At 71.5% G+C, this 20674-nt stretch carries 19 protein-coding genes; 12 read left to right on the top strand and 7 right to left on the bottom strand.

Features of this window, described 5'->3' with window-relative positions:
• Positions 1 to 9: 9 nt before the first annotated feature.
• A complete protein-coding gene (glnT, locus tag O3X23_RS39155) occupies positions 10 to 1371 on the bottom strand; it encodes a type III glutamate--ammonia ligase (RefSeq protein ID WP_269278534.1) in 1362 nt (453 codons plus the stop codon).
• Positions 1372 to 1511: 140 nt separating this feature from the next.
• Between glnT and O3X23_RS39150 the strand changes: the two genes are divergently transcribed.
• The gene (locus O3X23_RS39150; RefSeq protein WP_269278531.1) at positions 1512 to 2195 is read left to right on the top strand and encodes an SDR family NAD(P)-dependent oxidoreductase; all 684 of its coding nucleotides are present in this window, start codon (positions 1512 to 1514) and stop codon (positions 2193 to 2195) included.
• Between the two features lie 24 nt (positions 2196 to 2219).
• Here O3X23_RS39150 and O3X23_RS39145 read toward each other — a convergent pair whose 3' ends face one another.
• Together O3X23_RS39145 and O3X23_RS39140 are read right to left on the bottom strand one after the other, a co-directional pair.
• Positions 2220 to 3266, bottom strand: a complete 1047-nt coding sequence (locus O3X23_RS39145; protein WP_269278528.1) for a methyltransferase — start codon at positions 3264 to 3266, stop codon at positions 2220 to 2222.
• A gap of 10 nt (positions 3267 to 3276) precedes the next feature.
• On the bottom strand, positions 3277 to 4287 hold the full coding sequence (locus tag O3X23_RS39140) for a methyltransferase (RefSeq protein WP_269278524.1): 1011 nt from the start codon (positions 4285 to 4287) through the stop codon (positions 3277 to 3279).
• A 333-nt stretch (positions 4288 to 4620) separates the two neighbouring features.
• Between O3X23_RS39140 and O3X23_RS39135 the strand changes: the two genes are divergently transcribed.
• Both O3X23_RS39135 and O3X23_RS39130 read left to right on the top strand, forming a co-directional pair.
• Complete coding sequence (locus O3X23_RS39135) at positions 4621 to 5742, top strand: cytochrome P450 (RefSeq protein WP_269278521.1); 1122 nt, start codon at positions 4621 to 4623, stop codon at positions 5740 to 5742.
• A gap of 20 nt (positions 5743 to 5762) precedes the next feature.
• The gene (locus O3X23_RS39130) at positions 5763 to 5993 is read left to right on the top strand and encodes a ferredoxin (RefSeq protein ID WP_443048112.1); all 231 of its coding nucleotides are present in this window, start codon (positions 5763 to 5765) and stop codon (positions 5991 to 5993) included.
• On the opposite strand, the gene O3X23_RS39125 is transcribed toward O3X23_RS39130, so the two are convergent.
• The 3 genes from O3X23_RS39125 to O3X23_RS39115 all read right to left on the bottom strand — a co-directional run bounded on the left by O3X23_RS39125 (position 5986) and on the right by O3X23_RS39115 (position 10309).
• On the bottom strand, positions 5986 to 7644 hold the full coding sequence (locus O3X23_RS39125) for an MFS transporter (protein ID WP_269278516.1): 1659 nt from the start codon (positions 7642 to 7644) through the stop codon (positions 5986 to 5988). The genes O3X23_RS39130 and O3X23_RS39125 overlap by 8 nt on opposite strands.
• 5 nt (positions 7645 to 7649) lie before the next feature.
• Positions 7650 to 9509 carry an asparagine synthase (glutamine-hydrolyzing) gene (gene asnB, locus O3X23_RS39120; protein WP_269278513.1) on the bottom strand — a complete coding sequence of 620 codons (1860 nt, stop codon included), beginning with the start codon at positions 9507 to 9509 and terminating at the stop codon, positions 7650 to 7652.
• Between the two features lie 110 nt (positions 9510 to 9619).
• The gene (locus O3X23_RS39115; RefSeq protein ID WP_269278510.1) at positions 9620 to 10309 is read right to left on the bottom strand and encodes a TenA family protein; all 690 of its coding nucleotides are present in this window, start codon (positions 10307 to 10309) and stop codon (positions 9620 to 9622) included.
• 142 nt (positions 10310 to 10451) lie between these two features.
• On the opposite strand from O3X23_RS39115, the gene O3X23_RS39110 reads away from it, so the two are divergent.
• The 6 genes from O3X23_RS39110 (at position 10452) to O3X23_RS39085 (ending at position 17448) form a co-directional block, all read left to right on the top strand.
• Complete coding sequence (locus O3X23_RS39110) at positions 10452 to 11612, top strand: nucleotide disphospho-sugar-binding domain-containing protein (protein ID WP_269278507.1); 1161 nt, start codon at positions 10452 to 10454, stop codon at positions 11610 to 11612.
• Between the two features lie 111 nt (positions 11613 to 11723).
• Positions 11724 to 12923 (top strand): cytochrome P450, encoded by a 1200-nt coding sequence (locus O3X23_RS39105; RefSeq protein WP_269278504.1) that lies wholly within the window; start codon positions 11724 to 11726, stop codon positions 12921 to 12923.
• 75 nt (positions 12924 to 12998) lie between these two features.
• The gene (locus O3X23_RS39100) at positions 12999 to 13766 is read left to right on the top strand and encodes an SDR family NAD(P)-dependent oxidoreductase (RefSeq protein ID WP_269278501.1); all 768 of its coding nucleotides are present in this window, start codon (positions 12999 to 13001) and stop codon (positions 13764 to 13766) included.
• Positions 13767 to 13962: 196 nt separating this feature from the next.
• A complete protein-coding gene (locus O3X23_RS39095) occupies positions 13963 to 15252 on the top strand; it encodes a lysine N(6)-hydroxylase/L-ornithine N(5)-oxygenase family protein (RefSeq protein ID WP_269278497.1) in 1290 nt (429 codons plus the stop codon).
• 30 nt (positions 15253 to 15282) lie between these two features.
• Positions 15283 to 16635, top strand: a complete 1353-nt coding sequence (locus O3X23_RS39090) for an FAD-dependent oxidoreductase (protein ID WP_269278496.1) — start codon at positions 15283 to 15285, stop codon at positions 16633 to 16635.
• A 60-nt stretch (positions 16636 to 16695) separates the two neighbouring features.
• Positions 16696 to 17448 carry an SDR family NAD(P)-dependent oxidoreductase gene (locus O3X23_RS39085; RefSeq protein WP_269278493.1) on the top strand — a complete coding sequence of 251 codons (753 nt, stop codon included), beginning with the start codon at positions 16696 to 16698 and terminating at the stop codon, positions 17446 to 17448.
• Between the two features lie 72 nt (positions 17449 to 17520).
• On the opposite strand, the gene O3X23_RS39080 is transcribed toward O3X23_RS39085, so the two are convergent.
• A complete protein-coding gene (locus tag O3X23_RS39080; protein ID WP_269278490.1) occupies positions 17521 to 18738 on the bottom strand; it encodes an FAD-dependent oxidoreductase in 1218 nt (405 codons plus the stop codon).
• Between the two features lie 166 nt (positions 18739 to 18904).
• Here O3X23_RS39080 and O3X23_RS39075 point away from each other — a divergent pair, with 166 nt between their 5' ends.
• The 3 genes from O3X23_RS39075 to O3X23_RS39065 form a co-directional block, all read left to right on the top strand.
• Positions 18905 to 19264 carry an antibiotic biosynthesis monooxygenase family protein gene (locus tag O3X23_RS39075; RefSeq protein ID WP_269278487.1) on the top strand — a complete coding sequence of 120 codons (360 nt, stop codon included), beginning with the start codon at positions 18905 to 18907 and terminating at the stop codon, positions 19262 to 19264.
• A 20-nt stretch (positions 19265 to 19284) separates the two neighbouring features.
• Positions 19285 to 20151 carry an NAD(P)-dependent oxidoreductase gene (locus O3X23_RS39070; protein ID WP_269278485.1) on the top strand — a complete coding sequence of 289 codons (867 nt, stop codon included), beginning with the start codon at positions 19285 to 19287 and terminating at the stop codon, positions 20149 to 20151.
• Between the two features lie 96 nt (positions 20152 to 20247).
• The coding region (locus O3X23_RS39065; RefSeq protein ID WP_331284005.1) for an S-adenosylmethionine synthetase N-terminal domain-containing protein at positions 20248 to 20674 on the top strand (427 nt) is incomplete at its 3' end.

Raw genomic sequence — 20674 nt, 5'->3', positions numbered from 1 at the left:
GGCGCGCCCTCAGCTCTGCAGGTAGCGGTGCAGCTCCCAGTCGGTGACCTCGCGGTGGTAGCGCGCGAACTCCGCCCGCTTCGCGTCGGCGTAGTAGTCCGCGTACGAGCCGTCCGGCACCTTGCCGAGCCCCTCGCGCAGCACCCCGTCGGCGACCAGTTCGTCCACCGCGTGCAGCAGGGTGGGCGGCAGCGGGCGCAGCCCGGCGGGGACCGCGGCGGCCTCCAGGTCGCGCGCGACCGGGTCGCCCGGGTCGGCGCCGCGCGCGATCCCGTCGGCGCCCGCCGCGGCGATGCCGGCGATGGCCAGGTACGGGTTGGCCGCGCCGTCCACGCAGCGCACCTCGATCCGCCCGGTGTCGGGGATCCGCACCAGGTGGGTGCGGTTGTTGCCGCCGTAGCTGGCGTAACCGGGCGCCCAGCTGGACCGGGAGAGGGTGTCGGAGCCGGCGCCGAGCCGCTTGTAGGAGTTGACGGTGGGGCAGGTCAGCGCCATCAGGCCGGGCGCGTGGTCCAGCAGCCCGGCGATGAAGCCGTACCCCAGCCGTGAGGTGTTCAGCCCGCGCGGGTCGGCGGTGTCGTCGAACAGGGACGTCGCGCCCTCCCACAGCGACACGTGCAGGTGCAGCCCGCTGCCGGTGAGGTGGGTGAACGGCTTCGGCATGAAGGTGGCGATCAGGCCCGCCCGGTGTGCGGCCATCTTCGCCAGGTGGCGGAAGATGATCACGCGGTCGGCGGTGCGCAGCGCGTCCGCGTAGCCGAAGTTGTGCTCGAACTGCCCGTTGGCGTCCTCGTGGTCGTTGGAGTAGTTCTCCCACCCGAGCTCGTCCAACGACCGGCTGATGGTCGACAGATGGCCGAAGGCGCGGGTGGCGGCGTTGGCGTCGTAACAGGGCGAGTCGGCGGTGTCCAGCTCGTCGGCGACGCTGATCGAACCGTCGTCGGCCCGCCGCACCAGGAAGTACTCGGGCTCCGCGCCGACCTTCAGCTGGCGGCCCTGCTCGGCGAGCAGCCGCAGCTGGTTGCGGAGGATGTGCCGGGGGGCGTACGGCCAGGGCTGCCCCTCGACGTAGAGATCGCACTGGATGATGCCCAGGCCGTCCTGCAGCGGTGCCCTGACGTACGAGGTGACGTCGGGGATCGCGACGACGTCGGGGTCGGCCGACGACTGGCCGAGACCGTCCGCGGCGTTGCCGGCGAAGCCGAGCCCGTCACTCAGCAGCTGGTCGAGGGTCCGCACCGGGGCCAGCTTCGCACAGGGCTTTCCGTACAGGTTGACGAACATGACCAGCAGGAACTCCACGCCGTCCCGGGCGATCGCCCGGGCCAGCTCCTCGGCGTCCCTCGGTGGTGCGGGTGACAACGCCGTCATCGCGGCCTCCAGGGGGTGGGAATGCAGGGGTGACTCGAGGGTCCACGGTGTCCGCCACGGCTCGTGCCGGGCTTGAGACGGACCGGTCAGCATCCGCGCCAGGAGCGCCGGCAACCGCGGCCCGATGCCAGGAGGACGCAGTGACCATTCAGCGGACAGCGTTGATCACCGGAGCCAACCGCGGGCTGGGCCGCGCGGTCGCCGCCGAACTGCTCGGCCGCGGCCTGAAGGTGGTGCTCACCGCCCGGGACGGCGACGCGGCGCTCGCGGCGGCCGCCGAACTCGGTGCCGGCGCGTCCGCGCACGCACTCGACGTGACCGACACCGAGAGCGTCAAGCGGGCCGCGGAGGGGATCGGCCCGGTCGACGTGCTGGTGTCCAACGCCGGGGTGCTGCTGGACATCGGCAGCGATCCGCTGAGTGTCTCCCTCGATCTGGTGCAGCGCACCTTCGCGGTCAACCTGTTCGGCAGTTGGCGGGTGGCGCAGGCCTTCGTCCCCGACATGGTGCGGCGCGGCTGGGGGCGGGTGGTCTTCATCTCCAGCGGCACCGGCTCGTTCAGCCACGGCCTGTTCACCGCCAGCCCCGGCTACTCGGTGTCGAAGACCGCGGTCAACGGGCTCACCCAGATGCTGGCCGCCCAGACCGCGGACACCGGGGTGCTGGTCAACTCCGTCAACCCCGGCCCGGTCAGGACCCGCATGATGCCGCAGGCGCAGCGCACCCCCGAGGAGGCCGCCCGGGACATCGCGGACGCGGCCACCCTGCCGGACGGCGGCCCCACCGGCACCTTCCGCCGCGGTGAACAGACCTTCCCCTGGTGACATCCACGGAAGACGCCCGTCCGCTCAGACCGCGACGGCCTCCAGGCCGTAGTACAGGAACGGGCAGGGGAGCGCGGTCAGCGAGTCCAGCTCCAGGCCGGCCCGGGTGAACAGGTTCTCGAACTCGGTGAGCGTGCGCTCCCGGCCCGTCGTCACGACCATCATCTCGATGTCGAAGATGGAGGCGCCGAGCGCCTCGACGGGGTCCTCGTTGCGGCGCCCCTCGGACAGCACCGAGGTGAACACCACGACGCGGCCGCCCGGGGCGAGGCCCTTGCGGCAGTTCTCCAGGATGCGCACGCATTCGTCGTCGTTCCAGTCGTGCAGGATGTTCTTCAGCAGATACGCGTCCGGTCCGGCCGGCACCGAGTCGAAGAACGACCCGGTGGCGATCTCGCAGCGGTCCGCGACCCCCGCCACCTCGATCACGGAGGGTGCCTCCAGCACCCCGTTGGCGGTGTCGAAGACGCTGCCGATCAGGTTGGGGTTGGCGGCGAGGATCGCCGCCAGATGGGTGCCGTTGCCGCCGCCGACGTCCATCACGTACTTGAACCGGCTGAAGTCGAACCCGCCCGTGATCGCCGGCAGCTGGACCGCGCTGCCGGCCGCCATCGCGGCGTGGAAGTGCCCGGCGAGCTCGTCGTCCGTCCTGAGGTGGTCGAACAGCCCCTTGCCGTGGACCAGGTCGAACGCGGGCCGCCCGGTGCGCACGGACTCCTCCAGCGCGCCCCACGCCTGCCAGACCGGGGCCGCGGCGTGCATGGCGTCCAGCGGGGCGCCCTGCACCGGGGACTCGCTGCGGTACATGGAGCCGAGCCGGGTCAGTGTGAAGCCGCCCGCGTCGTCCGCGGTGAGCAGGCCCGCCGAGACGGCGGCGCGCAGCAACCGCTCCAGGAACGGGGCGTGGGTGCCCGTGGTCTCCGCGAGTTCCACGGCGGTCCGCGTCCCGTCGCCGAGAGCGTCGGGCACCCCGAGCCGGGCGGTGACACCGGCGATCTGGTAGACGGCGAATCCGAAGAGCAGCGGCAGGTACTCCGCCGGAGTCGGCTGGTCGGTGGTCGGACCGGTCATGGCAATCCCCTCAGCCTTTGCGGCAGATCACGAGAGTGTCGAAGTCGGCGAGCGGGCGGTCGGTGACCGAGGCGAACCCGGCGCGGCGCGCCTGCTCGCCCACGTCGTCGGCGCTGTACTCGCCGCCGCCCTCGGTGACCAGCAGCATGTTCAGGCTGGCTACCAGGTTCTCGGTGTCGTCGGCGCGGCGGCCGAGCATGCGGTCGTAGACCAGGACCGTCCCGCCGGGGTTCACCGCCGCGAACGCCTTGTCCAGCAGCAGCCGGCGCTGCGGGGCGTCCCAGTCGTGCAGGATGTGGCCGAGGACGATCACGTCGGCCGGCGGCAGCGGGTCCCGGAAGAAATCGCCGGGGTGGAAGGACGTCCGGCCGTCGAGGCCGAGTCCGGCCATGTACGCGTGGAAGAACGGCTCCATCTGCGGCAGGTCGAAGACCTGGCCGGTGAGGTCCGCGCGGTGCGCGAGCAGTTGGCCGAGCAGATGGCCGCGGCAGCCTCCCGCGTCGAGCACCGAGCGGTACTCGACGTCCTCCAGGGCCGCCGACAGCTCCTTGCCCAGGCCCTGGGTGAGGCCGTCCATCATCCGCACGAACCCGCCGAGCGCCTCCGGGTCGTCGAGCATCCCGGTGAAGTCGCCGTCGGCCTGCGGCTTGCCGGTGCGCAGCGCGTCGGCCAGCCGTCCGTACACCGGGTAGAGGTTGATGTCGGCGCCCGTCAGGAAACCCGCCACGCAGCCCGGCCGTCCCGGGACGAGGTAGCGTTCCGCGCCCTCGGCGTTGCGGAACCGCCCGTCGGCGTCGCGTCGCAGCAGCCCGAGCGCGGTCAGCAGGCCGAGGAAGTCCGGCAGGCCGCGGCCGTGCAGGCCCAGCCGCCCGCGCAGCTCCGCGGCGGTGGCCGGCCCGTCCGCGAGGGTGCCGAACACATCGAGCCGGACGGCGGTGAGCAGGGCCTTGGCGTCGCAGAACCGGTTGCCCAGCCGGAGGATGCCCGCGGCCGTCCCGGTGTCCGCAGCGGTGGATGGCATAGGGGCGTCTCCCGTTCCTGGCCGCTTCCGCGGCGCGCTCGTGGGGCCCGCACGGCCCGGCGGCACTCCAGACCGCGCTGTCGGCCGCGAATCTCCCAGCGCGGGATGGAGGATGACTCGACCCGTCCTGGTACCCCCCGTCGCCGACACCCCAACCCCCCTCGTTCCAGCCGCCGTTGAGCCCGTCCCCAGCGCGGCTGCCGACACTGGGGACTGTCGACAGCCCTGTCACGGAGACGAGAGAGGTGCCAGGTGAGCTCGAGCCCGTCATGCCCGGTCAGTTACCCCTTCCCGTGGGCCCCGGCGCCGGACATCCCGCAGGACTGGCGGACGATGCGGGAGGAACCGCTGCTGCACGTCGCGCTCCCCAGCGGTGACCCGGCCGTTCTGGTGACCCGGTACAAGGACGTCAGGCGGCTGTTCGCCGACGAGCGGCTGAGCCGCAACACGTCGCGCTACCCCGCCTCCCGCATCTCCGCGGACAACGACCTGTTCGGGGACCCGGAGATCGACAACGACCCGCCGCGCTACCTCGTGGAGCGCGCCGTCGTCATGCGGGCGTTCAGCGCCCGCCGCATCGAGGCGCTGCGGCCGATCGTGCGGGAGATCACCGCCGAACTGATGGACGCCATGGAGGCGGGGCCGCGCCCGGCCGACCTGATGGAGGCGTTCGCCTACCCGCTGCCCATCCTGGTCATCTGCCACATGCTGGGCGTGCCGCCGAAGGACCGGGCGAAGTTCCGCCGGCTCATCGACGGCTACCTCTCGGTGACGGCCCTCCCGGCCGACGAGGTGGAACGCTGCCGCGTCGACTACTGGAACTACCTCAGTGAGCTGATCGCCGACAAGAAGGCCCACCCCGGCGACGACCTGATCAGCGAGCTGATCCGGGTCAGCGAGGAGGACCCGGAGAAGCTGACCGACTACCAGCTCCAGCACTGGGTCAAGACCCTGCTGATCGCCGGCTACGTCACCACCGCCTCGCAGATCGGCACCGGCACCGCCGTCCTGCTGCACCGCCCGGAGGCCGCCGCGGACCTGAAGGCGGACCTGTCGCTGGTGCCGTCCGCGGTCGAGGAGCTGCTCCGCTACCAGATGATGGGCACCTCGCTGGGCTCGCTGCGCTACGCGCTGGAGGACATCGAGGTGAGCGACGGCGCGGTCATCCCCAAGGGGACGACGGTGATGCTCTCGGTGGAGTCCAACATGGACGAGGAGACCTTCCCCGACGCCTGCGCCCTCGACATCCGGCGCCAGGACAACCACCACATGACGTTCGGCGCCGGTATCCACTTCTGCGCCGGGGCCGCGCTGGCCAGGATGGAGCTGCAGGAGGCCACCGAGGGCCTGCTGCGCCGCTTCCCCGGGCTGCAGCTCGCGGTGCCGGGCGAGAAGCTGGTGCGTCCGGTCGGCGGATTCCTCGCCGGGTACGCCGAGATCCCGGTCGTGTGGTGACGGCGGTGGGTGCGATGCGCGTGACCGCCGACAGCACGACCTGTGTGACCAGCAGCCTGTGCGTCTACCGGGTCCCCGACGTCTTCGACCAGGACGCGGAGGGCCGGGTCGTGGTCCTGGACGCCGACCCGCCGGTCGCGCTCCAGCACGAGGTGCTGCGGGCCCGGCGCGGGTGTCCGACGCGCTCCATCCACGTGGAGCTGAACGGGGTCGTGGTCGAGGACCCGGCGTCCGAGGCGCCGGCTACGTGAGGGGTGCGTCCACGCGGGGCCCGGCCGGATGCTCCGGCCGGGCCCCGCTGTCGTCGACCACCTCGTCGTCCTGCCCTGCAGCCGTGCCGCTCCCGCGCGGCAGCAGCGGAGCCAGGGCCACGGCGACGAGGAACGCGCCGGCCGGGTACCAGAGGCTGCTCGCCGCGGAGTCCGCGAAGTTCCGGCGCAGCGCCTCGGCGGCGGCCTGGACCACGACCGGGTCCTCGGCCCCGGGGGTGCGGCAGCTCGCCGGGACCCGGTACGGGTCGACCGCGGCCGACCGGTCGTGCACGCAGGCGCGCAGCGCCTCGGCAGCGCCGGGGCCCGCGCCGCCGACCTGGGCCTCCTGGGCCCGGGCGTGCGCGTCACCGCCGGCGGCCACCTGGCCGAAGAAGACCAGACCGCTCAGCCCGATGCCGACCGCCGAGGCGAAGTAGATCACCGCGTTCGCCACTCCGGAGCCGCCGCCGGCGTCCCGCTTCGGGACGCCGGCGAGCACCAGGTCGACGAGGATCGGCACGACCAGCCCCAGGCCGCAGCCCAGCGCCGTCATACACCCGAAGAGCTGCCAGAAGCCAAGCGCGTCGCGCGAGATGACCTCGCTCAGCACCGCGATGGAGGCCGCGACCAGCAGGCAGCCGCAGACCAGCAGCGCCCGCCCGATGCGCGGGGCGAGGGTGACGGCGAAGCCGCCCAGCAGGAACAGCCCCACCACCCACCCGGCCCCGGCCGCGCCGGTGCGCAGCGGTGACCAGCCCAGACCGATCTGGGTGTGCCAGATGACGACCATCTGCTGGGCCAGCAGCGCGGTGTACACCAGCAGGAGCAGCACGATGCCCGCGACGAACGAGCGGCGGCGGAAGAGCGCGACGGGCACCAGGGCGGCCTGCGGGCCGCGGCGGCGCTGGTGCCGGGCGAAGAGCAGCCCGGCCGGCAGCGCGGCGGCGAGCGCCGCGAGCATCCACGGCGGCCAGCCCGCCGCCCGCCCCTGCTGCAGCGGGTAGCTGACCAGCCCGGCGAGCAGCGCCACCAGCACGATGCCGACGACGTCCAGCCGCAGTGGCCGGTCGGAGCGGGACTCGGGCAGCAGCACGGCCGTGCCGACCAGCACCAGGGCGCCGATCGGCACGTTCACCAGGAAGATGGCCCGCCAGCCGAGCCCCAGCAGATCCTCGGTGGCCATGATGCCGCCGAGGATCGGGCCGCTGAGCTGCGCCAGGTTCATCACGGTGCCGTAGGCCGCCAGCGCCATGCCGCGGCGGGTGGCGGGGAAGAGGATCTGGAGCACCGCGAGCACCTGGGGCACCATCAGCGCCCCGAACCCGCCCTGGACGAACCGGGCGGCGATCAGCACCCCGGCCGTCGGCGCGAGCGCGCAGACCACCGAGACGACCGTGAAACCGGCGACCCCGGTCATGAAGACCCGCTTGCGCCCGTAGATGTCGCCGAGCCGCCCTCCCGGGATCAGGAGGACGGCGAAGGCGAGCGCGTACGAGGCCATGAACCACTGCGCCGAGGCGTAGTCGCTGTGCAGGTCACGCTGGATGGACGGGGCCGCGACGCTCACGATCCCCAGGTCCATCATGTCCATGAACGATGCGAACAGGACGACCAGCAGACAGGGCCAGGGGCGCCGGACCGGTTCCGTCACGGCCGTCAGACGTCGATCTGCACGCCGTAGGTCCGCAGCCAGAAGTCGAAGCCGAGTGCCATCTCGATGTTCGACCGGCTGTGCCACTCGTGGGCGACGCCCGACGGGTCCTTGATGGCCTGCCGGGCCGCGTCCACGTCCAGGAACGGCAGGACCGGCGAGTTCGGGTCGTCGAGGACGGAGCTGAACTCGCGGTGCAGGGCCTGTGTGTACGTCGGGTCCTGGGTGACCGGGTACGGGCTCTTGGGACGCTCGATGACCGACTTGGGCAGCAGGTCACGGGTGGCGGCGCGCAGCAGGCTCTTCTCCCGCCCGTCGAAGATCTTGAACTCCCACGGGGTGTTGTAGACGTACTCGACGAGCCGGTGGTCGCAGAACGGCACGCGGGTCTCCAGGCTGGAGGCCATCGCGAGGCGGTCGCCCCGGTCGAGGAGCATCGGCAGCCAGCGGGCCAGGTGCGCGTAGCTCAGCTCGCGCATCCGGTGCTCGCGGGCGCTCTCGCCCTCCTGGTGCGGTGTCTCGGCCTGCGTCGTCCGGTAGTTGTCGGCGTAGTAGCCGTACATGTCGAGCTTGCCCAGCAGGCCGGCGGAGAACAGCCCGCGGCCCTGGCCGTTGCTGCTGCCCTGCTGGCGCTTCTCGGCGGCGACCCAGGGGAAGGTCTCCATGCCGACCAGTTCCTCGTCGTGCAGCCACTTGAACCCGCCGAAGATCTCGTCGGCGGTCTCGCCGGTCAGCGCGACCGTGGAGTGCTCGCGGGTGGCCCGCAGCATCAGGTACAGCGAGGTGTCCATGTCGCCGAGCATCGTCGGCATGTCCTGCGCGATGATCGCCGCCTGCCGGGCCGCCGGGTCGATCAGGTCGGCGGTGCCGAGGACGATGTCGGTGTGGTCGGCGCCGACGTGCCGGGCCAGTTCCGCCGCGTACGGGGCGTCCGGGGTGTCGCGCTGGTCGTCCGGGGTGAAGTTCTCGCTGTAGCCGACGAAGGTGGCGGTGATGGTGCGTACCGCGTCGTCCCCGGCCTGGGCGCGGGCGATCGCGGCCAGCGCGGTGATGGCGCTGGAGTCGATACCACCGGACAGGGCGGTGCACAGCGGGACGTCGGCCACCAGCTCGCGGGTGACGATCTCCTCCAGCATCGACCGGACGGTGGCGATGGTGGTGTCGAGGTCGTCGGTGTGCGGCTTCGCCTCCAGCGCCCAGTAACGGTGGAGCACCGCGCCGCGGCGGCTGACGGTCAGGGTGTGGCCGGGCGGCAGTTCGCGCAGCTCCTTGAAGACGCTCTGCCCGGGGACCTTCGCCGTCGAGAACAGCTCGCGCAGCCCGTCGGCGTCCACGGTGGGGCGCACCAGCGGGTTGGCGAACAGCGCCTTGGGCTCGGAGCCGAACAGCACGCCCTCGGGCAGCGTCTTGTAGAACAGCGGCTTGATGCCCATGCGGTCGCGGATCAGCACCAGTTCCTCGCGCCGCACGTCCCACACCGCGAAGGCGAACATGCCCTCCAGGTGGTTCGCGCAGCCGGTGCCCCACTCCACGTACGAGCGCAGCACCACCTCGGTGTCGCTGCGGGTGCGGAAGCGGTGGCCGCGGCCCTCCAGCTCGGTGCGCAACTGCTTGAAGTTGTAGACCTCACCGGTGTAGGCGAGAACGGCGAGCTCGCGGCCGTCCTCCTCCGCCGACATCGGCTGCACGCCGCCGGCCAGGTCGATGATCGAGTTGCGGGTGTGGCCGAGCGCCGCGTGCGGCGCGATCCACACGCCGCGGGCGTCAGGACCGCGCTTCCCGAGCGTGTCCGTCATCGCGTCGACGGTCGGCCGCTCCTCGGTGAGGTCGCGCCCGAAATCCACCCAGCCGGCAATACCGCACATGCGGAAACTCCCTTGCTCTTCTCGGTTTCGGGGCATCCCGGCAACCATCGTCTTCCAGCTGCCTGGACGAGTGCTCAAGCCCGGCTCGGAACCCGGCCGGAACAGGGGAATCAGAAGGGCCACGACTCCTGCCGCCAGGCCGCGTCGACGAACGCCCACTCGTAGCGCACCGCGTGCCCGGCCCGGCGCACCAGTTCGCTGCGGTCCGCGGCGGAGGACTCGGCCGCGATCTCGTCGGCCAGCTCCAGGAATTCGTCGAGCATGCCCCGGTAGAAGTCACCGGGGTGGGCCTTGCGGACCTCGGGCGCGTAACGCGAGGCGGGGTCGTGGTGGTCCAGCAGGTCGTCCGTGACCAGCAGGTACAGCCACGCCGACGGGATCAGCGCGCCGATCCCGGCCGCGAGCGAGGCCGCGCACGAGTCGCCGAGGAAGCTCGCGTAACTGAGCGTCGTCGGGGCGGCCGGCGGCGGACCGGCGTCCGCCGCGTACGGCAGTCCCAGCCGCTCGGCGGTCTCGCCGAAGCCGGCCAGCCGCGCCGTGCAGTCCTCCAGCGAACCGGCCGCCATCCGGCTCAGCAGCGCCGCCCGGCGGCTCTCCCCGGCCAGTGCCGCGCACCGCGCGTGCGCCCGGCCGTAGGAAGGGAGCAGATGGCAGGAGTCCTGCAGGGTGAAGTGGACGAGCGCCGCCCCCGGCAGGGTGCCGTCCCGCAGACCCCGGTAGTAGGGGTGCGCACTGATCCGCCGGGCGCCGTCGGCGACGGTGCCGGCGAGTTCGGCCCGGACTGAGGTTCGCGTCGACATGCGGGCAGCCTGCGCACCTCGGCTCAATCGCCGCTCGAGCGGACCACGGGGCCGGGGCGACAAGGTGTGCGGCAGCGCGGCGCCGGTGCGAGCGCCGGCCGTCCGTCACGCGTCATACATCGGTGAAGGGTTGGGACGAGACATGCGGGTGCTGTTCACCACCTGGGCCTGGCCGTCACATCTGTACGCACTCGTACCGATGGCGTGGGCCTTCCGCTCGGCGGGCCATGAAGTGCTGGTGGCGACCCAGCCGGGGCTGCGCGAGGAAGTGCTGCGGACCGGGCTGCAGGGGACCGCCGTGGGGTACGACGTCGACGGAGTCGGGATGGTGCGCGGCTACATCCTGCCGTCCGAGACCGACGGTCCGCCGGTCAGCAGCGCCCCGCACGCCGCGCGCGGCCCGCGGGCCCTGCAGATGTTCCTGGCGCACGCCGAGTCGATGACCGAGGACCTGGTGGGGCTGGCCAAGGAGTGGCGCCCCGACCTGGTGGTCTTCGAGCCGACGGCGCTGGCCGGTCCGATCGCCGCGGCCTCCGTCGGCGTACCGGCCGTCCGGCTGCTGTACGGCACCGACCTCATGCTGCGCGCCCAGCAGATGCTGCCGGATGCGATCGCGCCACTCGCCGCCCGCTTCGGCGTGGCCGGTCCCGACCCGTTCGGCGCCGTCACCGTCGACCCGACCCCGGCCGGGCTGCAGGTGCCGGGGGAGTACCGCCGGCTGCCGCTGCGCTACGTGCCGTTCAACGGTCCCGGCGAGCGGCCCGAGCCGCTGCCGGAGCGCCGCGACCGCCCCCGGGTGCTGGTGACCTGGGGACACACGATGGCCCGCCTCGACCCCCGCCGGTTCCTGGCCGGTGAAGTGGCCCGGGCCATCGCCGGCCTGGACGTGGAAGTGGTGCTCGCGGTCGCGGGGGAGCAGCGGACACTGCTCGGCCCGCTGGCGCCCGGCGTCCGGATCGAGGTCGACGCGCCGCTGCACCAGCTGCTCCCGGAGTGCGACCTGGTGGTCGCGCACGGCGGCGCCGGCACCGTTCTCACCTCGCTGCTGCACGGCGTGCCGATGCTGCTGATCCCGCAACTGCCGGACCACGCGGGACACGCCGCGCGGGTCCTGGCGGCCGGGGCGGGCGAGGTGCTCACCCGGGACGAGGCGACCGCCGAGCGGATCAGGGCCGAGGTGAGCCGATTGGTCACCGACGGACCCGAGCGCGCCGCGGCCGCTGCGCTGCGCACCGAGATGCTCGCGCAGCCCACGCCCAGCGAGGTGGCCGCGGAACTGGAGACGCTGGCCGCCGGGAACTGAACCTGGCCCTGCTCGACCGCTTCACTGTTCGACTGTTCCGCTGTTCGAGCCGTTGTCGAGGGCGTCCCGCCAGCGTGGGGCCCCGACGCGACCGGGAAGAGGTCCTGCGAGATGCCCACACCGACCGAACCTGTGGCCTTCCCCTTCGGCGACCCCGCGGGTCTGGACGTGGAACCGGAACTCGGCCGGCTGCGCGAGGGCTCCGGCCTGTGCCCCGTCCAACTGCCCTACGGCGGACCCGGGTATCTGGCGGTACGCCATCAGGACGTCAAATCGCTGCTGTCCGACCGGCGGTTCAGCCGGGCGGCCTCCGTGGGGCCCGACGAGCCGCGGCTGCTGCCGATCGTGCAGCGGGCCAATCTGCTGATCGCCTCGGACGGCCCGGTGCACGACCGGCTGCGCCGGCTGCTCGCGGCGGCCTTCACGGTGCGGGGCGTGGAGCGGCTGCGGCCACGCGCCCGGGAGATCATCTCGGGCCTGCTGGACACCGTCGAGAAGCAGGGCGGTCCCGCCGACCTGATGGAGCTGTTCGCGCTGCCGGTGCCGATCCTGATGATCTGCGAACTGCTCGGCGTGCCCGAGCCCGACCGCGCCCGGTTCCGCGCGCTCGCGGAGTCCTTCCTGGCCGCGAAACTGCACCAGTTGACGGCCGCACAGATCGGGGCGGCGGGGCAGGAGCTGCGGACCTATCTGACGGATCTGGTCGCGGCCCGCCACGACGAGCCCACCGACGACCTGCTCGGGTCGCTGGTCGCCGAGGGCGACCTCACCGACGAGGAACTGGTCGGCATCGCGGTCACCATCCTGATCGCCGGCCACGAGGTGCTCGCCGACCAGCTCGCCAACTTCACCTACTTCCTGCTGACCCACCCCGGCCACCACCAGCAGCTGCTGGACGACCCGGGGCTGATCCCCGCCGCGGTCGAGGAGATGCTGCGCTACACGCCGCTGGGCGTGAGCACCGGCTCCCCGCGGCGGGCGACCGAGGACGTCGAGCTGGGCGGCACCGTGGTGCGGTCGGGGGAGTACGTGCTGCCCGTCATGACCGGCGCCAACCGGGACGGGACGGTGTTCGAGGCGCCCGACGAGGTCGACTTCGGCCGCCCGCACCACCAGCACCTCGGGTTCGGCTTCGGCGTGCACCGCTGCCTCGGCTCCGCGCTCGCCCGGCTGGAGCTGCAGGAGGCCATGCAGGCGCTGCTGGGCCGCTTCCCCGGGCTGCGGCTGGCCGTCGGCGCCGAGGAGATCACCTGGTGCACGGGGGGCCTGGTGCGCGGCCCGCACACCCTGCCCGTCACCTGGGACGCCTGACCGCCCGAGCCCGTACGACCGTGTGCCACAACCGACCTTCCGTACGCCTGAGTTTCCTATGTGTGAGGAGTCGTCATGGATCTGCAGCTGAAGGGAAAGCGGGCCGTCGTCACCGGTGCCAGCCGGGGCATCGGTCTCGCCATCGTCCGCGCCCTGGCCGCCGAGGGCGTGGAGGTGCTCGGTGGTGCGCGGACCATCGGCCCCGAGCTGTCCGAGGTCGCCGCCCACACCCTGGAGGTCGACCTGACCACCACGGACGGGCCGGCCCGGCTGGTCGAGCACGCCGTACAGACGTTCGGCGGCCTGGACATCCTGGTGAACAACGTCGGCGGCCGCACCGTGTCGGCGCAGGGCTTCCTCGACCTGGACGACGAGGGCTGGGCCAAGGGGTTCGACCTGAACTTCTTCAGCGCCATCAGGACCATCCGCGCCGCCCTGCCCAGCCTGATCGAGTCCAGGGGCGCGATCGTCAACATCGGGTCGGTCAACGGCCGGCTCGCCGCGCCGCGCCTGGTGGAATACTCGGCGGCCAAGGCGGCGCTGACCAACCTCACCAAGTCCCTGTCGGAGGAGTTCGGCCCGCAGGGCGTACGGGTCAACACCGTGTCTCCCGGGCCGGTCCGCACCGACACCTGGGACAGCCCGCAGCGCGCCCAGCGGATGGGGATGGCCTCGGCCGAGGAGCTGGTGGCCGCGGTGCCGAAGTGGATGGGGCTCACCACCGGGAAGATCATCGAGCCGGAGGAGGTGGCCGCCATCGTCGCCCTGCTGGCCTCGGACCGGCTGCCCGGCGCGACCGGCGGTGACTGGCTCATCGACGCGGGCATGCTCAAGTCCGTCTGATCCGCGCGCGTTCTCTCCCGATCGCCTCCGATCCCTCCCGGATCACCTCCGAACCCTCCCCGATCCAAACATTCCAACGACAAACGTGATCGAGGCGATCGCCGCCCTGGCGGGCGCACCGCGCGCGGCACGATCAAGCGCCGCTCAAGGCCTGCTCCAAGGGGTGCGATCACCATCGGTCGTGATGGGAGATGCCATGCGGACCTCAGATCGTCGGGAAGACGCCGTACCGCACCACCACGTGGCGGGCCTTGGAGCGGGACCCGCCAACCTCAGCCTCGCAGCATTGGGGGAGGACGTGGTGCCGGGAGGCGTCGTTCTCTTCGAACGTCGGGAGGGGCCCGCATGGCACCCCGGGCTGCTCGGCTCCGGCACCCAGTTGCAGACGTCCTGGATCAAGGACCTGGTCTCGCTGGCGGACCCGCGCAACCGGCTGTCGTTCCTCAACTACATGGTGACCACCGGCCGGATCTACGCGTTCCTCAACGCCCAGTACGAGTCCATCCCGCGCCTGGAGTACGCCCGCTACCTGGCCTGGGCCTCCGGCCGGCTGGGCTCGGTGCGCTACGGCGCGGAGATCACCGAGGTCGACTTCGAGGACGGCAGGTTCGTCCTGCGGGACGCCGAGGGGCCGGTGGCCACCGCCACCCACGTCGTCTTCGGCCTCGGCACCCACGCCGACGTGCCGGCCTGCTTCGCCGGCCAGCAGATCGACGGCGTGGTGCAGGCCGAGCAGTTGGAGTCCCACCTGGCCGCCGTCAAGAGCGTGCCGTACGAGCAGGCCATCGTCATCGGCGGCGGCCAGACCGGCGCCGAGTGCGTGCTCAGCCTCGTACAGCGCGGTTTCCGCGACATCCGCTGGATCGGGCGACGGCAGTGGTTCGCACCGATGGACGAATCGCCCTCGGCGAACGACTTCTACCGGCCGACGTACCTGCGGTTCTTCCAGGGGCTGCCGGAGACCGTCCGCGAGCGGTACGTCGCCGAGCAGACCCTCACCAGCGACGGCGTCTCGATGAACACCCTCCAGGTCCTCTACCAGGCGAACTACGAGGCGTTCCTGCGTGAGGGCCGGTCACCGGTGATGATGCTGCCCGGCCGCAGCGTCGTCGAGGCCTCGCAGCGGCACGGCACCATCGCCCTGTGGTGCGAGCGCGACTGGGGCGGCCGCGAGCGGCACTCCGCCCGCACCGTCGTGCTCGCCACCGGGCGCAAGGCCTCTCCGCTGCCCGTTTCCGAGCGGTTGCTGGGTCTCCTCGAGACGGACTCGAGCGGAGAGCCGGTGGTGGACGCCGACTACTCGATACGGTGGAAGTTCTCGGAACACTGCCGGATGTACGTGCAGAACCGCAGCCGGGTGGGTCACGGACTCGCCGACCCCAATCTGAGCCTGCTCGCCGTCCGGTCCGCCGTCATCGTCAACTCGCTCCTGGAACGGCAGGTGTTCGCGATCCGGGACGAGCAGATGAACACGGTCTGGGCCTGACGCACGGCGTCTCGAAAGGATGCACCAGGAATGACGAAACAACCGTTCCACGTGATGATCATCGGCGGTGGCACCGGTGGTATGGCGTTGGCCCATGGTCTGAAACGGGCCGGAATCAGCGTGGCGGTGTACGAGCGCGACCGCACCAGGACCAGCGGTCTGCACGGCTACCGGGTCGGCATCGACCCGGACGGCAGCCGGGCGCTCAAGCGGCTCCTGCCGCCCGACCTCTTCGAGGTCTTCGTCAGCACCTGCGCGCGTTCGCCGAAGTACTTCAGCTTCCTGCGCGAGGACATGAAGCCGAACATCGTCCTGCCCCTGGTCGTCGACGAGGACCCGGTCAACAGCGAGAAGTCCGTCAGCCGCATGACGCTGCGCCAGGTGCTGTTCACCGGCGTCGAGGACATCGTGCACTTCGACAAGAAGTACACGCACTACGAGAAGAACGACGACGACACCATCACCGCGTTCTTCGCCGACGGCACCCAGGCCACCTGCGACCTGCTGGTCGCCGCGGACGGTGCCAACTCCGCGGTGCGCGAGCAGTACCTGCCGCAGTCCACGGTGGAGGACGCGAAGATCATCTCGATCTCGTCGAAGGTCCCGCTCACCGAGGAGAGCAAGGCGCTGCTCCCCAAGGAGGTCTTCGAGGGCATCGGGCTGGTGGTCGCGCCCAAGGGCTACAGCTGCATCCTGCACACGATGGAGTTCAAGTGGGACCGCGAGGGCAAGATCAAGAACGGTATCGGCGGCAACGACACCGAGCTGCTCGACCAGTGGCCCGGCATGCTGTTCGACAACACCCGGGACTACATCAACTGGGGCTTCTGGGCCTCCACCGACAAGTTCCCCGCCGACGTGCTCCAGCGCAGCCGTGAGGACCTCATCCAGCTGACCCTGGACATGACGAAGGACTGGGACCCCGACCTGCGCAAGCTGTTCCGCATGGGGGAGCCCAGCACCACGTTCGTCATCAACATCCGCACCTCGGTGCCGACCGAGCAGTGGAAGTCCAGCAACATCACGCTGATCGGTGACGCCATCCACACCATGACCCCCGGCCAGGGCGTCGGCGCCAACACCGCGCTGCGTGACGCGGCCCTGCTGTGCCACCAGATCACCGAGTTCACCGAGGGCCGCAGCACGCTGGTCGACGCGGTGAACGCGTACGAGTCGCGGATGGTCAAGTACGGCTTCGAGGCCGTCATCGCGTCGAAGAAGCAGACCGGTGGCGACCAGCCGATCCACAAGCCCTACCTCGGCCGGCTGGTGCTGGCGAGCATGCGCGGCTACTTCTGGCTGGCGGCGAGGGTGCCGTCGATGAAGCAGAAGATGGCCCAGGAGCTCTACACCTACCGCGGCGGCGACCGCGACGACTTCTGAGCCGGCCGGCCCCGCCGCAGCACCGACAGCACGGAACAACCTCTAGAAGACGGAGCAGGCGTGGATCTCGGACTCAGGGACAAACGTGTCCTCATCACCGGCGCCACCCGCGGCATCGGCCGGGCCACGGCACGGGTGTTCGCCGAGGAGGGCGCCCGGGTCGCGATCACCTACCACTCGGCCGCCGACGAGGCGGAGAAGGCCGTCAAGGAACTGGGCGGCCCTGACCGCGCCCTGGCCACCCGGTGCGCCCTCGGCGACCCGGCGTCCATCGAGGCGGCGGTCCGCGCGGTGGAGGAGGCGTGGGGCGGTGTCGACGTCGTGGTCGCCAACGCCCAGTCGTTCTTCTGGGTCGACCCCGACCAGCTGCCGCGGTTCGAGGACCTGCCCACCGAGGACTGGTTCCCGCTGCTGCGCGACAACGTGGAGGGCCACATGCTCGTGGTCCGGCACGCCCTGCGCGGCATGCGCGAGCGGCGCTGGGGCCGGGTCGTCCTGCTGTCCTCCGTGACGGCGGAGCACGGCAGTCCCGGATCGGAGATCTACGGGGCCGCGAAGGCGGCGCTGCACGGCTTCGTGCGTGGTCTGATGTGGACCAGGGACGGCATCCTGGCCAACGTCGTCTCCCCGGGGGGCACCCTCACCGAGAGCCTGCGGAACGTCGACCCGGCCATCGTCGCGCTCAGCGGGGCCGAGACGCCCAGCGGCCGGCTGAGCACCCCCGAGGACGTGGCGCGGGTGATCGTCTTCCTCTGTTCCGAGGCCAACGGCAACGTCAACGGTGAAGTCGTGCACACCGCGGGCGGCCGCTGACCCCGGACCCGTCCCTCCGCAAGGCCCAGCCCCCGGACGGCTTGTCCGGGGGCTGACCGCTGTCCAGCTCCGTTACGTGTCCTGCACCTTCTTGATCGACCACTGGGCGATCTTCAGCGACATCTGGACGCCGTCGGTCGCGTACTCGACCATCGCCTTCTGGTACTCCGCGAAGGCCTCGGCCCGCTCCCGCTCACCCCGCTCGACGGCCACCAGCGCCCGGGTGAGCGCGGCGGCGTCCCGCACCGCGGTATTGGCCCCCACCCCGCCCGACGGCGGCATCGTGTGCACGGCGTCCCCCAGCGGCACCACCGGGCCGTCCTCCCACGCCTCGACCGGATCCGTGGCGCGCAGCGCCACCGCGAAGGTGACCGCCGGCTCGGCGTGGCGGAAGATCCCGCGCAGGTCCGGGTGCCAGGTCCGGGTCCGCTCGACGACGAGCGCGCACAGCTCCTCGCCGCTGAGCGCGAAGAACGCCTCGTCCGTCATGCCCAGGTCCTCACCGTGCACATTGAAGACCGACATGTAGTAGTCGTCGAGGTCCGCCAGGTCCGCGTCCGGCCACAGCCGGGCCGCGGCCTCGGTCGGCCGGCTGCGGAACGTCATCGGCATCAGGCCGATGTGGTGGCCGTCGGTGCCGATCACGTAGCTGAACCGGTCGCGCAGCACCTCGGGCATGCCGCCGTCGACGGCCGAGGCCCGCGGGATGCGGGAGAAGACGGTCCGCACGCCCAGGTCCCTGGGGATGTCCCAGGGCCTGGCCTGGGCGCGGATGCGGGAGTTGGTGCCGTCCGCCGCCACCAGCACATCGCCCTCCGCGGTGGAGCCGTCCTCGAAGTGCGCGACGACCCGGCCGTCGGCCGTCAGCTCGTAGCGGTCGAAGGTCTTGCCGAAGCGGACCACGTCGCCCAGGCCCGCGAGCAGGATCCGGCGCAGGGTCACCCGGTCGACGGCGTCGATCTTGTCCGGCGCGTTCCCGCGCGGATCCTCGAACGCCGGCGCCCACTGCTGCACGAGGTGCTCGTCATAGGCCACCAGACCGGCGTCGTCACGCTCGTTGGACGTGGCCACCAGCAGCTCCACCAGCGCCGGCGGCAGGCACTCGCGCAGCGCGTACTCGCCCTCCGGGCTGATGCGCAGCCGGTACCCCTGCCGCCTGCCCTCCGCCGACTCGTCGCGTTCGTACACCGTGACGCCGATCCCGGCCCGGTGGAGCCCCTGGGCGAGGCAGAGTCCGCCGATGCCACCGCCGATGACGAGGACGTGCATGGGTGAGCGAGTTGTCCGCATGGCTTCCGGCACCTTCCCCTGCTGTCGGCACTGACCCCAGCAGGGTCGGGCTGTCCGCTCGGGCACCACTGGAGGAATCTCTTGAGCTGTCCTCGATCGGGCCCTGCCAGCGTTCCGCCGACCGCCGGACGGGATTCGGCGGCTGGCATCGGGACTAGGCGGTGACATGAACGGCAGCAACGGCAGGGGAGCCCAGAGCGCCCCGCCCTTCAGGGTGATCCTCCGGATGGAGATCCACCCCGGCTCGCACGTCAGCTTCGAGCACACCTGGCTGGAGGTGGGCCGGCGCATCGCGCTGGAGCCCGCCAACCTCGGCCAGGTGCTCGTGCGCAGCGTCGAGGAGGAAGGCGTCTACTACGTGATCACCGACTGGCGCGACGAGCCCAGCTTCCGTGAGTTCGAGCGGAGCGAAGCGCATGTCGAGCACCGGCGGCGGCTGAAGCCCTTCCGCACCGGCGGCCAGATGATCCTCACCCAGATCGTGTACGACCTCGGCGGTGTGGGCGCCGCCGCAGCGACCGCCTGACCCGTCGAACGAGGAGTGGCATGGACGCGAAGGAGCTCACCTTCATCGGACTGGGCAACATGGGCAGAGGGATGGCACACACCCTGCTCAAGGCCGGGTACGCGCTCACCGTGTACAACCGCACCGCGCAGAAGGCCGAGGCGCTGGTGGCCCAGGGCGCCTGGAACGCCCCCACCCCCCAGGAGGCCGCGGCCGGGCAGCGCGTCGTGCTGCTCAGTCTCAGCGACGAACATGCCGTTGAACAGATCCTCTTCGATCAGGTGGCGCCGGTGCTGGATCGCGGAAGCATCGTGATCGACACCTCCACCGTCTCCCCCCGGTACGCCAGGGACTCCGCGGCACGCCTCGCGGAACTGGGCCTGCGCCGGGTGGAGGCGTGTGTGGTGGGCAACCCCTTCCAGGCTCACAAAGGTGAGCTGCGGGTGTTCGTCTCGGGCGCCGAGGAGGACATCGCGGGGGTGCGCGACATCCTGGACGCCATCAGCTCGGAAGTGATCATGGCCGGGGAGCCGGGCATGGCGAGCACCATCAAACTGATCTTCAATCTGCTGCTCGGCGCGCAGATCGCGGCACTCGCCGAAGGCGTCTCCTACGGCGTGGCCGCCGGCCTCGACCGCGACCTGCTGATCCAGTCGATCGCGGGCAGCGGATTCAGCTCGATGGTGATGCGCTTCCGGGCGGAGCTCATGCTCAAGGGCAACTACGAACCGGCCTTCTTCCGTGCCTCGCTGATGGAGAAGGACCTGCGCCTCGCCAACAAGGCGGCGCAGGAGGCCGGCATCCTGCTCCCTGTCCTCGACATGGTCCGCACCCGGTTCGCCGAGGTCATCGAGGCGGGCGACGGGGACAAGGACGCCGCCGTCCTCATCGAGCACACCAGGACCTGACGCACTGACCGCGTCGCCCCCGTCGACCCCGTCTTGAGCGGCCTTGCAGGCACAGCTCGCAGCATGGGCCGAGGTCGCCGACCAACTGGAGGAACCGTGTCCCGCCGACTGTTCACCTCGGAGTCCGTGACCGAGGGCCACCCCGACAAGATCGCCGACAGGATCAGCGACTCCATCCTGGACGCCCTGCTGCGGCAGGACCCGACATCCCGGGTCGCTGTCGAAACCCTGATCACGACCGGCCAGGTGCACATCGCCGGTGAGGTCACCACGTCCGCGTACGCCGATATCCCGGCGATCGTGCGGCAGACGGTGCTGGATATCGGTTACGACTCGTCGGCGAAGGGCTTCGACGGGGCTTCGTGCGGGGTCTCGGTGTCGATCGGCGCGCAGTCGCCGGACATCGCCCAGGGCGTGGACGCGGCGTACGAGTCGCGGGTGGAGGGCGGCGAGGACGACCTCGACCGTCAGGGCGCGGGCGACCAGGGCCTGATGTTCGGTTACGCGTGCGACGACACGCCCG

It is taken from the genome of Streptomyces sp. H39-S7 (assembly GCF_027158205.1).
Classification (GTDB): Bacteria; Actinomycetota; Actinomycetes; order Streptomycetales; family Streptomycetaceae; genus Actinacidiphila.
This window is presented reverse-complemented; position numbering and strand designations above follow the sequence as displayed.

Excerpts from the sequence above, each read along its gene's own strand:
- O3X23_RS39070 (WP_269278485.1), top strand. The coding sequence starts at position 19,285 with ATGGACGCGAAGGAGCTCACCTTCATCGGACTGGGCAACATGGGCAGA.
- O3X23_RS39135 (WP_269278521.1), top strand. The coding sequence starts at position 4,621 with ATGCGGGAGGAACCGCTGCTGCACGTCGCGCTCCCCAGCGGTGACCCG.
- O3X23_RS39140 (WP_269278524.1), bottom strand. The coding sequence starts at position 4,287 with ATGCCATCCACCGCTGCGGACACCGGGACGGCCGCGGGCATCCTCCGG.
- asnB (WP_269278513.1), bottom strand. The coding sequence starts at position 9,509 with ATGTGCGGTATTGCCGGCTGGGTGGATTTCGGGCGCGACCTCACCGAG.
- O3X23_RS39090 (WP_269278496.1), top strand. The coding sequence starts at position 15,283 with ATGACGAAACAACCGTTCCACGTGATGATCATCGGCGGTGGCACCGGT.
- O3X23_RS39080 (WP_269278490.1), bottom strand. The coding sequence starts at position 18,738 with ATGCGGACAACTCGCTCACCCATGCACGTCCTCGTCATCGGCGGTGGC.
- O3X23_RS39115 (WP_269278510.1), bottom strand. The coding sequence starts at position 10,309 with ATGTCGACGCGAACCTCAGTCCGGGCCGAACTCGCCGGCACCGTCGCC.
- O3X23_RS39100 (WP_269278501.1), top strand. The coding sequence starts at position 12,999 with ATGGATCTGCAGCTGAAGGGAAAGCGGGCCGTCGTCACCGGTGCCAGC.
- O3X23_RS39105 (WP_269278504.1), top strand. The coding sequence starts at position 11,724 with ATGCCCACACCGACCGAACCTGTGGCCTTCCCCTTCGGCGACCCCGCG.
- glnT (WP_269278534.1), bottom strand. The coding sequence starts at position 1,371 with ATGACGGCGTTGTCACCCGCACCACCGAGGGACGCCGAGGAGCTGGCC.
- O3X23_RS39145 (WP_269278528.1), bottom strand. The coding sequence starts at position 3,266 with ATGACCGGTCCGACCACCGACCAGCCGACTCCGGCGGAGTACCTGCCG.
- O3X23_RS39095 (WP_269278497.1), top strand. The coding sequence starts at position 13,963 with ATGCGGACCTCAGATCGTCGGGAAGACGCCGTACCGCACCACCACGTG.
- O3X23_RS39075 (WP_269278487.1), top strand. The coding sequence starts at position 18,905 with ATGAACGGCAGCAACGGCAGGGGAGCCCAGAGCGCCCCGCCCTTCAGG.
- O3X23_RS39110 (WP_269278507.1), top strand. The coding sequence starts at position 10,452 with ATGCGGGTGCTGTTCACCACCTGGGCCTGGCCGTCACATCTGTACGCA.